Origin of the sequence: Psychrobacter sp. BI730, assembly GCF_013414195.1 — a bacterium.
In the GTDB taxonomy this organism is placed as follows: domain Bacteria; phylum Pseudomonadota; class Gammaproteobacteria; order Pseudomonadales; family Moraxellaceae; genus Psychrobacter.
The window spans coordinates 23268-37763 of sequence record NZ_JAATTV010000016.1 but is presented as its reverse complement, the minus strand read 5'-3'; the positions used below and the strand labels follow the sequence as shown (position 1 = coordinate 37763).

At 40.9% G+C, this 14496-nt stretch carries 17 protein-coding genes; 4 read left to right on the top strand and 13 right to left on the bottom strand.

The annotated features are described in order from the left end of the window. The first annotated feature begins 902 nt into the window (after positions 1–902). Entirely contained in the window at positions 903–1400 is a 498-nt protein-coding gene (locus HCZ91_RS11885; RefSeq protein ID WP_179799539.1) for a DUF4124 domain-containing protein, read from the top strand. 22 nt (positions 1401–1422) lie between these two features. Here the strand turns inward: HCZ91_RS11885 and HCZ91_RS11880 are convergent, their stop codons facing one another. After that, complete coding sequence (locus HCZ91_RS11880; protein ID WP_179799538.1) at positions 1423–3246, bottom strand: NAD(P)H-hydrate dehydratase; 1824 nt, start codon at positions 3244–3246, stop codon at positions 1423–1425. Between the two features lie 245 nt (positions 3247–3491). Between HCZ91_RS11880 and queG the strand changes: the two genes are divergently transcribed. After that, positions 3492–4649: a tRNA epoxyqueuosine(34) reductase QueG gene (gene queG / locus HCZ91_RS11875; protein WP_179799537.1), complete on the top strand. Its 1158-nt coding sequence runs from the start codon at positions 3492–3494 to the stop codon at positions 4647–4649. A 146-nt stretch (positions 4650–4795) separates the two neighbouring features. On the opposite strand, the gene lysM is transcribed toward queG, so the two are convergent. The 6 genes from lysM to HCZ91_RS11845 form a co-directional block, all read right to left on the bottom strand. Then, on the bottom strand, positions 4796–5305 hold the full coding sequence (gene lysM / locus HCZ91_RS11870; protein ID WP_057758817.1) for a peptidoglycan-binding protein LysM: 510 nt from the start codon (positions 5303–5305) through the stop codon (positions 4796–4798). A 292-nt stretch (positions 5306–5597) separates the two neighbouring features. Next, complete coding sequence (gene acpP / locus HCZ91_RS11865; RefSeq protein ID WP_057758815.1) at positions 5598–5834, bottom strand: acyl carrier protein; 237 nt, start codon at positions 5832–5834, stop codon at positions 5598–5600. Between the two features lie 271 nt (positions 5835–6105). Further along, positions 6106–6834: a 3-oxoacyl-ACP reductase FabG gene (gene fabG, locus HCZ91_RS11860; protein WP_057758813.1), complete on the bottom strand. Its 729-nt coding sequence runs from the start codon at positions 6832–6834 to the stop codon at positions 6106–6108. Further along, complete coding sequence (gene fabD, locus HCZ91_RS11855) at positions 6831–7799, bottom strand: ACP S-malonyltransferase (RefSeq protein ID WP_179799536.1); 969 nt, start codon at positions 7797–7799, stop codon at positions 6831–6833. The genes fabG and fabD overlap by 4 nt, the downstream gene beginning before the upstream one ends. A 425-nt stretch (positions 7800–8224) precedes the next feature. After that, a complete protein-coding gene (gene rpmF / locus HCZ91_RS11850; protein WP_057758809.1) occupies positions 8225–8407 on the bottom strand; it encodes a 50S ribosomal protein L32 in 183 nt (60 codons plus the stop codon). 318 nt (positions 8408–8725) lie between these two features. Continuing rightward, positions 8726–9319 carry a YceD family protein gene (locus tag HCZ91_RS11845; RefSeq protein WP_179799535.1) on the bottom strand — a complete coding sequence of 198 codons (594 nt, stop codon included), beginning with the start codon at positions 9317–9319 and terminating at the stop codon, positions 8726–8728. Positions 9320–9500: 181 nt separating this feature from the next. Between HCZ91_RS11845 and HCZ91_RS11840 the strand changes: the two genes are divergently transcribed. Then, positions 9501–10244: an elongation factor P hydroxylase gene (locus HCZ91_RS11840; protein WP_179799534.1), complete on the top strand. Its 744-nt coding sequence runs from the start codon at positions 9501–9503 to the stop codon at positions 10242–10244. Positions 10245–10476: 232 nt separating this feature from the next. Beyond that, a complete protein-coding gene (locus tag HCZ91_RS11835) occupies positions 10477–11097 on the top strand; it encodes an L-threonylcarbamoyladenylate synthase (RefSeq protein WP_179799533.1) in 621 nt (206 codons plus the stop codon). A gap of 110 nt (positions 11098–11207) precedes the next feature. Here the strand turns inward: HCZ91_RS11835 and rplQ are convergent, their stop codons facing one another. From rplQ to rpmJ, 6 genes are all read right to left on the bottom strand, one after another. Beyond that, positions 11208–11567, bottom strand: coding sequence for a 50S ribosomal protein L17 (gene rplQ, locus HCZ91_RS11830; RefSeq protein WP_021813387.1), 360 nt, complete (start codon positions 11565–11567; stop codon positions 11208–11210). Between the two features lie 19 nt (positions 11568–11586). Then, positions 11587–12594 carry a DNA-directed RNA polymerase subunit alpha gene (gene rpoA / locus HCZ91_RS11825; RefSeq protein ID WP_021813386.1) on the bottom strand — a complete coding sequence of 336 codons (1008 nt, stop codon included), beginning with the start codon at positions 12592–12594 and terminating at the stop codon, positions 11587–11589. Between the two features lie 80 nt (positions 12595–12674). Further along, a complete protein-coding gene (rpsD, locus tag HCZ91_RS11820; protein ID WP_057758723.1) occupies positions 12675–13316 on the bottom strand; it encodes a 30S ribosomal protein S4 in 642 nt (213 codons plus the stop codon). A 48-nt stretch (positions 13317–13364) separates the two neighbouring features. Next, positions 13365–13754, bottom strand: coding sequence for a 30S ribosomal protein S11 (gene rpsK / locus HCZ91_RS11815; protein ID WP_010196728.1), 390 nt, complete (start codon positions 13752–13754; stop codon positions 13365–13367). A gap of 20 nt (positions 13755–13774) precedes the next feature. Beyond that, the gene (gene rpsM / locus HCZ91_RS11810) at positions 13775–14131 is read right to left on the bottom strand and encodes a 30S ribosomal protein S13 (protein ID WP_021813384.1); all 357 of its coding nucleotides are present in this window, start codon (positions 14129–14131) and stop codon (positions 13775–13777) included. 247 nt (positions 14132–14378) lie between these two features. Then, positions 14379–14495 (bottom strand): 50S ribosomal protein L36, encoded by a 117-nt coding sequence (gene rpmJ / locus HCZ91_RS11805; protein WP_010196721.1) that lies wholly within the window; start codon positions 14493–14495, stop codon positions 14379–14381. Position 14496: the final 1 nt, after the last annotated feature.

Here is a 14496-nt window from a genome sequence, read left to right as displayed (position 1 = left end):
TATGTCCCGTCATGTTCGGACTTTGCGTGGTTTGCGTCACTGTCATCACCTTTTTTTGCGGCGAGAATTTGCGGGATTCTATGAGTAAAAACAATTACTTACTGTCGTTATTTTCACTTATTGAATGATCGCTAATTCTTGTCCATATCAAGAATATCTGCCCAATAGGTTTAATTAAAACTGTCTCATAGGACAATACTAATCAAACATAGCAGTGTATTTTAGGTCAGCTTTGTGATGGATGTTTATCGATATACAGTGACAAGATGCGAGTGCATCTATAAAAGAAGACGCTTATTATTGAGATTTGATACTAGCAAGTACCTATTGTGACTTTATTTGTACAGATGCATCGATATATACAAGCAAAAAAACTTCATGGCCAATACTAAATTATAAGATTTTTAAAACTTACAATAGGCTTTGGGGAAATCTCTTAACGGCATATTATATCGCGTTTGATACAACTGCTAAAAACACATTTAGCACATTTCAAATAATAAGTTTATCTTAGTCATTGTAGACAGATAAGTCCGGAGACAATGTATCGCTATCAATAGTGGTCGTTGTGCCACTATGCTTGCTATATCATTATCACAAAGGAAATAAAACTGCGTAAGCTACCGATAAGTAACTCATCGTTTTCTTTCTCAAGTGCCACGGCAACATCGTAAAAGCCGCTCACTGACCAATCAACTGCTATTATATTCGATGGTTTACGAGTTATTGTCAAGAAAAACTTCTAAAGCCTATCCCAAACTAATAGTTATTAAATAATATACATTGATAAGTATTATTTGCTAGAATCGATAGTCGACACATTATTACTACCAATAAAACGTTCAAGTGTTATATTTACACCCATATACATTTGATTTTTATTAAATAAAAGGATCGCTACTATGGCATATGCGTCTAAGATAAATACCGCTGCCAAACTGTTGATGAGTACTGCGTGTATGCTAATGCTGTCCATGAATGCCAGTCAGGCCATTCAAGTTTATAAATCTATTGGGGCACATGGTGAAGTAAAATATAGCCAACATGCACCGCAAGTCGGTAAAAATATCGAACTGATTGAATTTCGTAGTGACGGTAGACAGAACAACGCAGGACAAATGGCAGGGAAAACAGATCCCAACCAGAGCAGCAATGCTCAAACTGCAGAAGAACAGCGAGTAGCAGCACTTGAAGCACGTATTAAAGAACAAGAAGCTCAGGCTAATGCTCAGCGCTGCCAATCATTGCGTAATAATCTGACCAACTTAAATGTCGGCGGCCGTATCTATGAGATGGATGCCAACGGTAAACGTCAGTATCTAGATGGTCGTGAGATTGAGCTTAAGCGCGAGCGCGTACAGCAAGCGATTACACAGTATTGCTCCAACTCTTCTACCTAGTCAAATCTCTTGAAAGCAAATATCAAACTATCATAAGCTGCATAACGTGACGAATGGCTGCTGGCATATCTTGAGCTTGTAGCCCTCGTTGGCCCACTAGCAATGTATTGGTGTCGCTATTCGCTTGATCTACTAATACATCTCCTGCAAACCCATGTATAAGAACCGCTTGATGTAAGCTACGTGCCTCTGCTGATAAATCTTGCTGTGCCAATAGTCCAGCGGTCACCCCAGATAGCACATCACCCATGCCAGCGGTTGCCATGCCAGCATTACCCACATTACAGACATATACTCTTTCTTTTCCCTCTTCTTGTTCTAACACTAACGATCCTGCCCCTTTTAATACCCAGTCACCACCATATGTTGCAGCGCACTGTTTTATAGCTTGCAGTCTATTGGACTCAATCTTACTTACTTTTTGCTCAAGTAATCTAGCTGCTTCCCCACTATGTGGCGTCAAGCAAACCCGATGATTCGTACTGTATTTTCGTAGCTCTGTTATTAGCTCATGATTACCCATGTGCAGTGATGCCAAGTGATAAAGACCATCAGCATCGATCACAATTGATTTTTCACTCTCTATAGCAGCCTGTACATAATCAATAAATAATGCGTTGGCTTTTTCGTCACGGTCAAGTCCCATCCCAATGGCAACGACACTGGCCTGCTTGATTAAATCTCTTACGCCGCTTGCGTCATGTAGATTAATAGTCATCGCATCTGGCAATGAAGTCAGTAACGACCCATGAAAAGCCTCATGACAGGCAACTGTTATTTTACCAGCACCTGTCGCCATCGTACTGGCTGCAGACAGTATGGCAGCACCACCCATACCCTGAGAGCCATCGATGCGATTTCCGCCAATGACTAGCACATGACCATAGCTGCCTTTATAGCTGTTTTGGCGACGCAGATTCATACTATGTGCAGCCGTCATCAACGTGGCAACTGGCTCAAATGCTTGACTGGCATTTTTCTCAGCTATCGTATGATGGCTAGCTGTTTGCTGGCATGCTTTTTGATAAGGTATCAACGGTATATCGATTACGTCTCCGCTATAATCTGTACCATCTTTAGTATGCAGACCAAACTTACGCGCAATCAAACATAGAGTCACGTCAGCTTGTATTGCTATGCGCTCGAACACTTCACCAGTAGAAGCCACTAAACCACTTGGAATATCAACTGCTATTGCTAGTGTGTTATTTTTCTGAGTAACGTTGTTAAAAGCTTTAATAGCTGATTTATAAACGACTTCTGGTGCACGATCTAAGCCAATACCAAATAATGCATCGATATAGATATCAGCTGGCAAGTGTCTTTTATCCGCATCATCGTGACTAACAATGTCTTCAAATCGTTGATAGTGACAGCTGCTAGCTAAAGCTATCTGTAATGCCTTTATCGAGTCAGTAATATTGCTACTATCGCTGTCTCCATTGTTAGGAGTTTTAGAAGTTACTGATTGATCATGGAGATCAAAATCATTTTCACTAAAGCCAACCGTTATTACTTCTACTTGCCAGCCAGCTTGCTGTAAATAATGAGCGATGAGCCAGCCATCACCGCCATTATTACCGTTCCCTACCCAGATACTTGCTTGACGTGGATGAGCACTACGGTGATAAATGTTAGTATTGGTAGAATGGCTGGCACTGACGTTTCTTTGCTCATAAATCTGCTCTATTTGCTGTGTCATTTGCCAAGCCGCTTGTTTCATCAAACCAAAACTGTCGTATCCTTGTGAAAACCAAGCCTGTTCCATCGCATAAACCTGCTTACTATTATATAGCGCGATAGGTTTTGTATTTTTTATAGGTAATAAATTGGTATTATTTCTCATAACTTATCCTTGGTGTTTCTACTCATTTTTTATTTTATTTAAATTTGGTTGCTCATTTCTCGTATCAGCTTAGCAAAAGCTTACCTCGACTTATGTATCAATATGAATGTGAGTTTATTTTCTTTTATACTTGCACTCATTGCTCACTGGCTTATCATAGCCGTATTTACATTATCTCTGATTGTCAGATATGAATAATCTGATTAAAACAAACGAGAAAACCATCTAATAAGCACCTACTATCTATGCCTACTGATAAAAACAAAATTACCATTACGAACCCAACTGTATTTACAACCACAGCTGATATTAAGCAGTGGATTACAGCACAAGCACAGGCACTAGGATTTGCTGATTGTGGTTTTCTATCTGTGCATCATCCTTTGTTTACTAAGCAAATTGAACAACTACAGAAGTGGCTAGATAAAGGCTATGAGGGCCAGCTGCAGTTTATGCATAATAATCATGATCTGCGCGCTCATCCTGATCAGTTAGTCGAGGGCGCAAAGACCATCATCAGCGTACGTATGGACTATCTAACTCAAGCACCCACACCGCGTGCTGTCAGTGATAACGACCATCCTAATAAAGGCATCATTGCGCGTTATGCAAGAGGGCGCGACTACCATAAGACAATGCGTAGCCGTTTAAAGCAATTGGCTTTAAAGATAGAAACAATGCTGCCTGAATGGCAACATTTGGATATCGGTTCAGAAAAAGAATTTGTGTTTAGACCTTTTAGCGATTCGGCGCCTATCTTTGAGCGGCCGATTGCAGATGCAGCAGGTCTCGGTTGGACAGGTAAACATACACTACTTATAAATAAGCAAGCTGGCTCATTTTTTGTGCTTGGTGAGCTGTTTTTGAGCCTTGAGCTACCCGATGACAAACCAGTCAAGGAGCATTGCGGTAGTTGTAGCGCTTGTATTGACATATGCCCTACTCAAGCAATTGTAGCGCCCCATGAGCTCAACGCCTCTGCTTGTATCTCTTATTTGACTATCGAGCATGATGGTGTCATCGATACTAAATATCGACGCGCGATTGGCAATCGGGTCTTTGGCTGTGATGATTGCCAGTTAATCTGTCCATGGAATCGTTATGCCAATCTAACTACCGTTGATGACTTCGCACCAAGGCATGGACTGGATAATAGTAGCTTGCTTGAACTATGGCAGTGGCAAGAAGCCGACTTTATGAAGAACACTCAAGGTAGTCCGCTAAGACGCACCGGCTATGTGAATTTTTTACGTAATATCGCTATCGGCCTTGGCAATGCTAATGCCAGCTTAGAAGTAGTCGAACAGTTAAAATCTAAATTAACCATACATAATGACATGCTAGATGAGCATATCGAATGGGCTCTAGCTGAGCAGCATAGTAAGCTAGACTCAACCAATTAACCAATCACTTTATAACTATCAAATATCCCTGAGATAAAATGGTTAGTTGAAGTGTACAACATAAAAAAAGCCTCTTAACAATAAGAGGCTTTTTTACTGAAAATACTATATCTAAAATAACGTGTCTTTATACACTACTTCGAACATTACGGCTTAGGAATGCGTAATACTTGACCTGGATAGATTTTATCTGGATCAGACAACATTGGCTTGTTCGCTTCAAATATCTTCATATAGTCACCAGATGAACCATATACTTCTTTAGCGATTTTAGACAAACTGTCACCAGACTTTACCGTATACATCGTAGATTCAGGTGCATCTTCTTCAATATCGATGTTATCAATAACTTTTGCAACGTTTTGCACGTTACCGATAGCGATAATTGCTTTTTCACGATCAGCTTGAGTTTTAGCATTACCACTGATTTCTGCAGTATCTGTAGAACCATTATATTTGATTTTTAGGTTACTGATATTGAGGTTTTGCTGCTGAATACGGCGCAACAAAATATTTGCCACTGATTGTGCACTCGGCTCACTGCTTTGTACTGGTGTATTGGCATCTGCTTTCGTTTCTGTCTTAGCATCATGCTTTTCGTCATCACGGTTAAAAATCTTATCACCGATATCTTTTGCAAAGCTAAACATACCCATATATCTACTCCTTGAAATATTATTATTTATCATTCTTTTAATAAAACACATAGTCAGACAATATACTGAAAATCTAACTGGCGTCTTTTTCTACGACTTACTGTTATGAGTATAGATAAAAGGAGTCGATGTAGATAGTAATAGTATGTTGAATAATGTTGAATAATGTTGAATTGACGTAGTCAATGTTAAATTCGATTGCTGCGTTTAAAGATAATAATCACGCGCCCACAAAAAAACCGCCTATCTAATCAGATAAGCGGCATTATAAATCTGCTAAATAAGTAGCAAATTATAGTTGGGCTTGTACGTAATCGATTGCTTTTTGAACAGTAGTCAATTCTGCAGAATCTTCATCAGGAATAGTGATACCAAAATCACTTTCAAATGACATAACCAATTCAACTAGGTCTAAAGAATCTGCACCTAGGTCTTCCATGAATGAAGCATCGTTATTGATGTCTTCAACATTCATACCTAGTTGCTCAGCTACTGCTGCTTTTACTCTTAGCTCGATATCATTACTCATGTAGATCACTCCGTTATCATCTATTATTTTTAATAAACTGCTATATCGCCTTATTTAAACGCTATAGCATGGTATATAAAATGCGTTTGCCAGACTAGCAATGCTGTCTGAGTACTCTATGACATGTTATACAGTTTGTCTGATGTCTAATAAAGCCCTGTTATCATACAGGGCTTTGACTCAAAAGTATCCGTCATTATAGCACCCTTTATTATAGTTTACACTCGTTCACACAGTTTTTTATTATAACTATGTAACGCTCGTATATTGACTACATATACATGCCACCATTGACAGGAATGACAGCACCTGTGATATAGCTGGCCTCATCGCTAGCTAAGAAATGTACCGCTGCAGCGATGTCTTCTGGCTGACCAAGACGACTAATAGGTACAGCATCTAACATAGAGTTCAATAGACGCTCATCAAGCTCATCTGTCATATCCGTTTCGATCAAGCCTGGTGCCACGCAGTTAATGGTCACTTGGCGTGAACCAATCTCACGTGCAAGCGTACGGCTAAACCCTTCTACGCCAGCTTTGGTCGCCGCATAGTTAGATTGGCCTGCATTGCCCATTTGAGCTACTACTGAGGTGATGTTGATAATACGGCCGCGGCGTGCTTTCATCATACCGCGTACGGCACGTTTGCTCATGCGATATACCGATGTCAGATTGGTATCAATAACGTTTTCCCAATCTTCATCTTTCATGCGCATCAGTAGACCATCTTGAGTGATACCGGCATTGTTAACCAATACTTGTACCGCACCATAGACGCTTTCGATCTCTTCAAATAATTTGTCAATTTGAGCAGTATCACGTACGTCTAAAACACGACCAATACCACCAGTATCATGAAGGTAGTCATCGATAAGCTCAGCGCCTTTTTCGGTGGTCGCGGTTCCAATGACAAAATGTCCTTCTTTAGCAAAACGCTTGGCCACTGCCTTACCAATACCTCGGCTAGCGCCAGTCACTAATGTAATCGTACGGCTCATGATAACACCTCCAATAATTTTTCTAGACGGGCAGGCTTGTCAGTAGGATAGCTGGCGATTGGCTGCGCCTGACGCTTCGCCAAATTGCTCAGTACATTACCACTGCCGCATTCGATTAAGATATTAATTTGCTTATCAGCTAGCTCTTGCATGGTTTTTGACCACAGTACTGGCTCGCTCAGCTGTTCAGTCAATGCTTGCTTGATACCGACCGCACTGGTTTCAACGCGTGCATAGCGATTTTGTATAACAGGAATGGTTGCCTGATCAAACTTGATACCCGCTAGTATCTCAGCCAATGCATTGCTGGCAGGTTCCATAAGGGCACAATGAGACGGCACACTCACTTTTAGAGGAACAGATTTTTTGCCAGTATTTTTGACTTTATCAATAACAGCATTGACACCAGCAGCGTTACCCGAGATAACCACTTGTCCTGGACTATTAAAGTTGGCTGCACCGACTACTGCATCTTCGACATGTTCGGTTGCTTGCTCACACAAGTTTTCGACTCGGTTGTCTTCTAGTCCTAGTACTGCTGCCATAGCAGTATCGACACCTACAACGGCCTCTTGCATCAACTGACCGCGCTTATATACTAAGGTGACTGCATCACCCAGCGATATCACATTGGCAGCACACAGGGCACTGTACTCGCCCAAAGAGTGACCAGCTAAATAACAAGGCGTATCTTCTATTTTTTGTTGTAGAACACGCCAAATAGCAATACTAGCTGTCAAAAGCGCAGGCTGAGTATATTGGGTTTGATTGAGTTTTTCTTCGTCCTGACAGATTGCCCACAAATCCTCACCAAGCGCATCACTCGCTTCGGTAAATGTATCACGTATCTCTGGATAGATTTCAGCAAGCTCGCTCGTCATTGCGACTGCTTGAGATCCTTGTCCAGGAAAAATGACCGCGATACGAGCGGGTTGCTTTTTTACCATATCGGGTACAGAAGCCATAACCAATATTCCTTATCTGATTAGAAATATCCCTAAAAACAATGGGGTGTATTATATTATTAGATGTTATACAAAGCCGCTACTTCAAGTATTTATGCAAGAAAACGGATTGTCAGTAAACTATACACTGACAGACACGATTATCATAGCGGATGCAAACCAAACAGCAAGAGTAACGCTGCTCAAACTAAAGGAGCAGATTATATCAGCACATTTTTAAATCTACTAAAAATAACAAGCGAATTAAGCAATGAGTCTAGCTATAAATAACAAAAAGCCAAGTTATCCAGCCACATAATATATGATAGCGAAATAACTTGGCTTTTTTTAGCTCAAAGCTTATTGACTAATAATAACTAGGCAAAAACAATAATAGTCACCAGTACTATTATTGTTTTCGCCTAAGCTATCATAGAGCCAATGTCTTAGGCGTCTTGGCTGACTTTGAACAGTTGACGACCACGGTAGAAACCATCTTTAGTCATGTGATGACGACGATGTTTTTCACCAGTAGTAGCATCTACGCTTAGTTCAGCAATTTCCATACGGTGATGTGAACGGCGCATGTCACGACGAGAACGGCTTTTACGACTTTTTTGAACAGCCATGATATAGCTCCTATACTTAAAAGGGATAAGCTTGAAATTCAGCTTAAGTCGATACTGACAGAGGCTATATAATCACAACAACCTAAGTCTTAAGCATCATTAGTTAAATAGATTGCCACTCACATAAAGCACTGACCAAGGCTGAATTCTATAAAAAATTTACCCAGTCAGTTTCTATCAGCAAGCAACAGGTTGCTCGAATGCAATAAACCGGACATTATACGCATGTTTATTAAATTAATAAAGCCCTGCCTCGCACTCTTCTGTACAAAGCTGATAAAAGGTTTTTTAAATGCATCGAGTAGATAATTTTGACGCTTATAGTTTGCCTTTTAGCGAGGCTAAAGCAGCAAAAGGATTTTCACCTTCCTCTTCTTCTGGTATTTCACCAAACTGCTCAACAGACATTTCACAATCGTCATGCTTTGATGCCATTGGTGTTTTGAGCAAGATTTCGTCTTCTACCAATTTCTTAAATGGTAACAGACGCTCTGGAGATTGCTCGGTAACGATTTCATCCAGTAATAAATAATCTTGTTCATCTTTAACTAAACGAACCTGACTATCGTTTTCGAGTAGCGCGATGTCATAATCATCAGACAAGTCTATAGCGATTGGTTGTAAACAGCGCTGACAAGTTAGCCAAACATCACCTGTCAAAGTAAATGCTAAATGCAAGACGTTGTTGCGACGATACAAGTTAGCTTTGAGCTGTATATCTGACTGCTCGTGTTCAGTGCTCAGAGTAGTAGCAAGACGGTCAAACGAGCTTGGTTTTACCTCTCCTGACCATTCATAACCAGTGTCTGCCCACTTATCTAAGGAGATGTGCTCAGGCATGCCAGTAGATACAGGCACTTTTTTGTTGTCAGCGTGAGATGCTGACGGTTTAGTTTCTGGAGTGCTTGACATGCGCGGCCTCATTCATAAAAACGGTGTATAATATTGCCTGCCATACTAACGGAAAGTGCCATATTCTGCTAGCGCTAGTATGTTAAGATTTTTTGATAGCAAATTTGTTTAAGCTCTTCTACTACTTACCTTTTACCTAAAGTTTTTTGTCTTTAGTATTTATTAAGTCAATGTCTTCTCTATGAATCTATCCGATAATAAAATTAATTTTTCTGATTTACTTCCTCCTGCTGGAGCAAGTTCGTTGCTACAACAACTTATTCAACTAGGGAGTCATACTAAAAATGTTCCTAATAATAGACTGTGCCTCGATAAAGATAAGGATTTAAACGAATTAAGAAGTCAGTGGCAAGAGTTGTCTACTACTCAATCTGACTATACTTACTCAGCAGAATTGATAATTGATAGCGAACGATTAGTTACCGACTGGCTCATAAAATTATTTAATACTTCATTTGCTAATCAGCAAGTTATATTGGCTCGTAGCAATGATGAACCCGAGTATTTTCCAGCTCAAGATAATGAACCCGCTCGAATTGAATTTGCTCACGGATTTTTTGCCAGTGCTCTGCATGAAATCAGTCATTGGTGCGTGGCTGGTGACGCTCGTAGACAACTATCTGACTTTGGCTACTGGTATGCTCCAGATGGACGATCAGCGGCTCAGCAGCAGGCATTTGAGCGTGTAGAAATTAAACCTCAAGCATTGGAGTGTCTATTTACCTTGGCGTGTGGACGAAATTTTCAAGTCTCACAAGATAACTTGTTTGCCGACTTCGACACTAGTAGTAGCACCTTTGCTATTGATGTCTATCAGCAAGTCCACAGCTACATAGCTAAACCTGACACTCTGCCACGTGACGCTAAGACTTTACTGACTGCGTTACTTAGTGCTTGCACTTCTTCATCTGAGATCAGCGCTTAGTTTAAATTACTAAGCGTTCCTACTTATTAACGATTTTCTACGGTTGGTAACGCCTTGCCACTAAACTTATATCTGCTTTGAGCTATACTGATAACTAAAGTGGTATTTTGAAAATATCGATCTGCTTTAGTTCTAGAATAGTTTTTCTAATATATCCAGTGATTGAACCATATCTAACTAATGAAAAATTTGTCTCAATTAAAAACCAATAATTATAAAATAAGGAACCACTATGGAAGTCTTCTATATTCATCCCGATAATCCGCAGCCACGTCTCATTGAGCAAGCCGCTGACCTATTGCGCAGAGATCAGTTAATTATTTACCCAACTGATACCAGTTATGCTTTTGGTTGCCGTTTAGGAGCAAAGGATGCTCTAACGAAGCTTAAGCAAATCCGTGAACTCGATGATAAGCATCAATTTACCTTGCTATGCCGCGACTTGAGCGAAATTGCCAACTATGCAACAGTTGATAATGTACAATTTAAACAGCTGAAAGCCCATACCCCTGCCCCAATTACTTTTATTCTTACTGCCACCAAAGACGTACCGAAAAAACTGGCGCATGCAAAGAAAAAAACCATTGGTATCCGTGTACCTAGTAACCCCATTGCTCAAGCATTATTAGAAGCGATGGATGAACCTATTTTAACCAGCTCACTGATTTTGCCTAATCGAGACGATATTTTGGATGACCCATTTGAGATTGAAGATTTGCTAGGCAATCAAATCGACGGTCTCATCAATGCAGGTATAAAGACAACTAAGCTTACTACTATCGTGGATATGACTAGCAGCGTTCCTGAAGTTATCAGACAAGGTGCGGCCAATGTCGATTCGTTATTACTCTAAGCAGCTAATTATTGCTTTAAACAACTACTAGTATATTTAGTCAGATTTAAGACAAAAAAAAGCTCCAATTGAATTGGAGCTTTTTTATGGAATATGTCTTAGGTGTAAAACTAGTCACGATCAACCAATTCTACATAAGCCATTGGCGCATTGTCACCATCACGGTAACCGCATTTTACGATACGCAAATAACCACCTGGACGCGTCTGGTAACGAGGACCTAACGTGCCAAATAATTTGCCTACCATAGCTTTGCTACGCATACGGCTGAATGCTAAACGACGGTTAGCAACGCTGTCTTCTTTAGCCATAGTGATCAATGGCTCGGCAACGCGACGTAGTTCTTTAGCTTTTGGTAAAGTTGTTTTGATCAGTTCATGCTCAAATAATGAGTTAGTCATGTTCTGAAACATTGCCTTACGATGACTGCCGGTACGACCCAGCTTGACTCCACTCTTACGATGGCGCATAGTCAAAAATCCTTAAAGTTTAACGGCTACGATAAGAAAAGCGATCATCAACACGTAAATCAGCTGGTGGCCAGTTATCTAGGCGCATACCGAGCTCTAAATCTTTAGACGCTAATACGTCCTTGATTTCTGTCAATGATTTCTTACCAAGATTTGGGGTTTTTAGAAGTTCAGTCTCTGAACGCTGTACCAAATCACCGATATAGTAAATGTTTTCAGCTTTCAAGCAGTTGGCTGAGCGAACCGTTAGTTCAAGATCGTCCACAGGGCGTAATAGCACCGGATCAACCTCTTCTTTCTCTTTCACAGGCTCAGGCGCTTCTTCAGCTTCTAGGTCAACAAAGATAGAAATCTGTTGTTGTAAAATAGTGGCTGCTTTACGAATTGCTTCTTCTGGATCTATAGTGCCATTAGTTTCAAGCTCAATGATAAGACGATCAAGATCAGTACGCTGCTCTACACGAGCGTTCTCAACCTGATAAGCAACACGAAGCACAGGACTAAAACTTGCATCAAGCTTTAAACGTCCAATTGCTTTAGTATCACCATCTTCACGGCGCTGGTTTGCTGGCTCATATCCACGACCCATCACTACACGCAAACGCATCTTAAGATGACCACGATCGCTCAATGTACCCAAGACCAATTCTGGATTGATGATGTCAACATTGTGCGGCAACGCGATGTCTGCAGCAGTAATAGTGCCTGGACCTTGTTTATCCAAGGTCAAAAATACTTCATTTTGGTCATGAAGCGTAATTGCTAAGCCTTTTAGGTTCAAAAGCAAATCAAGTACGTCTTCTTGCAGGCCTTCAAGCGTTGAGTATTCATGGTCAACACCATCAATCTCAGCTTCAATGACTGCAGCACCAGGTAATGAAGATAACAAGATGCGACGCAGAGCATTACCTAAGGTATGCCCAAAGCCGCGTTCTAACGGTTCGAGCGTGACTTTCGCAATCGTTTCGTTAACCGTATCCACATTAATGGCATTCGGCGTTAGAAACTCAGTTGCATTTAGCATCATGATGTCACCTCGATTTATTAAACTGGTTTAATTAACGTTAATTGCTCAATGCCATTTTCATAACATTGAGCATTACGTCATTACTTAGAGTATAGCTCAACGATCAAGCTTTCGTTGATTTCAGCAGGTAGATCAATACGATCAGGCGCATGTTTAAACGTGCCTTGTAGTTTGCTGTGGTCAACATCAAGCCATTCTGGAATACCACGTTGTGTCGCTAATTCGATAGCGTTTTTAATACGTAGTTGTTCGCGAGATTTCTCTTGGATAGCGATGACATCACCATCTTGAAGCTGAATTGAAGGAATGTTCACACGAACAAACTCATCACGGCCAGCTTTTTTTACCATAACAGTACGATGACTGACTAGCTGACGTGCTTCTGCGCGAGTTGAGCCAAAGCCCATGCGATACACAACGTTATCTAGACGGCTCTCAAGCATTGCTAGTAGGTTTTCACCAGTAGCGCCACGCTTACGAGCAGCTTCTTTATAGTAGTTCGCGAATTGACGCTCTAGTACACCATAAATACGCTTAACTTTTTGCTTTTCACGCAACTGTAGAGCATATTCTGAGGTCTTGTTACGGCTTACGCCGTGCTGACCTGGTGGACGACCAGCTTTCTTCGTTTTTACGTCATACGGTTTAACGCCAGACTTAAGGCCTAAATCCGTACCTTCACGACGTGATAATTTCAGTTTTGGTCCAATATAGCGGGCCATTGTTATGTCTCCTATAAGCTTTTAGTATAAAAAGCTTCGTCTTTAATATTAGACGCGGCGCTTTTTCGGCGCACGGCAACCATTGTGTGGGATTGGGGTTACATCAGAGATGCTGTTAACTTTATAACCCAATGCACCTAGTGCTCTTACCGCAGACTCACGACCCGGTCCTGGTCCTTTGACCAAAACATCGATATTCTTAACACCATATTCTTGGGCCGCTTTACCAGCGACTTCAGCTGCAACCTGAGCTGCAAATGGTGTAGATTTACGTGAACCACGGAAGCCTTGTCCACCTGAAGTGGCCCAAGCCAATGCATTACCTTGACGATCGGTAATCGTAACAATGGTGTTATTAAAAGACGCATGGATATGGGCAATGCCCTCCGATACTGAACGACGAGCCACCTTTTTGCGACTGCGAGTGTCTTTTGCCATCTTTTAGCTTCCTAAGTTAATTATCTTTTGAGAGGGCGTGTCGGACCCTTACGAGTACGAGCGTTGTTCTTGGTGTTCTGACCTCTAACTGGTAGGTTACGACGATGACGGATGCCACGGTAACAACCAAGATCAACTAAACGCTTGATGTTCATTGAAACTTCACGACGAAGGTCACCTTCAGTCATGTAGTTTGCAACTTGTGCACGGATAGCATCTAACTGTGTATCATCTAACTGACTGACTTTAGTAGTAGGGGCGATGCCAACTGCTTCTAAGATTTTCTGAGCAGTGGTACGACCTACACCAAAGATGTAAGTTAGTGAAATAACAGCATGCTTATTATCCGGAATGTTTACGCCGGCAATACGAGCCATTGATTTCTCTCCATTAAAGAAAAATAAGCGTTATCTAGCGATAAGGCTTTACTCTTCAGATTTGTTGCTGTTAATACTAGAGCTTTTATAGTCATTATCGATGTTTTGACTATAAGTCTGCTCATCGATTCTATCATAAAAGATTTTGTATAAACACGGCAAGTGGCGGATGATATCGCATCCGCCGTTATTTTTCAAGTATTAATTTAATTAGCAGCGAAAACTAGATGTTTTCTGATACTAATTATTAACCTTGACGTTGCTTGTGGCGAGGTTCTGCTGTACAGATAATATGTACACGGCCTTTACGGCGCACAACTTTACAGCTACCACAAATCTTTTTAACTGATGCTTGAACTTTCATA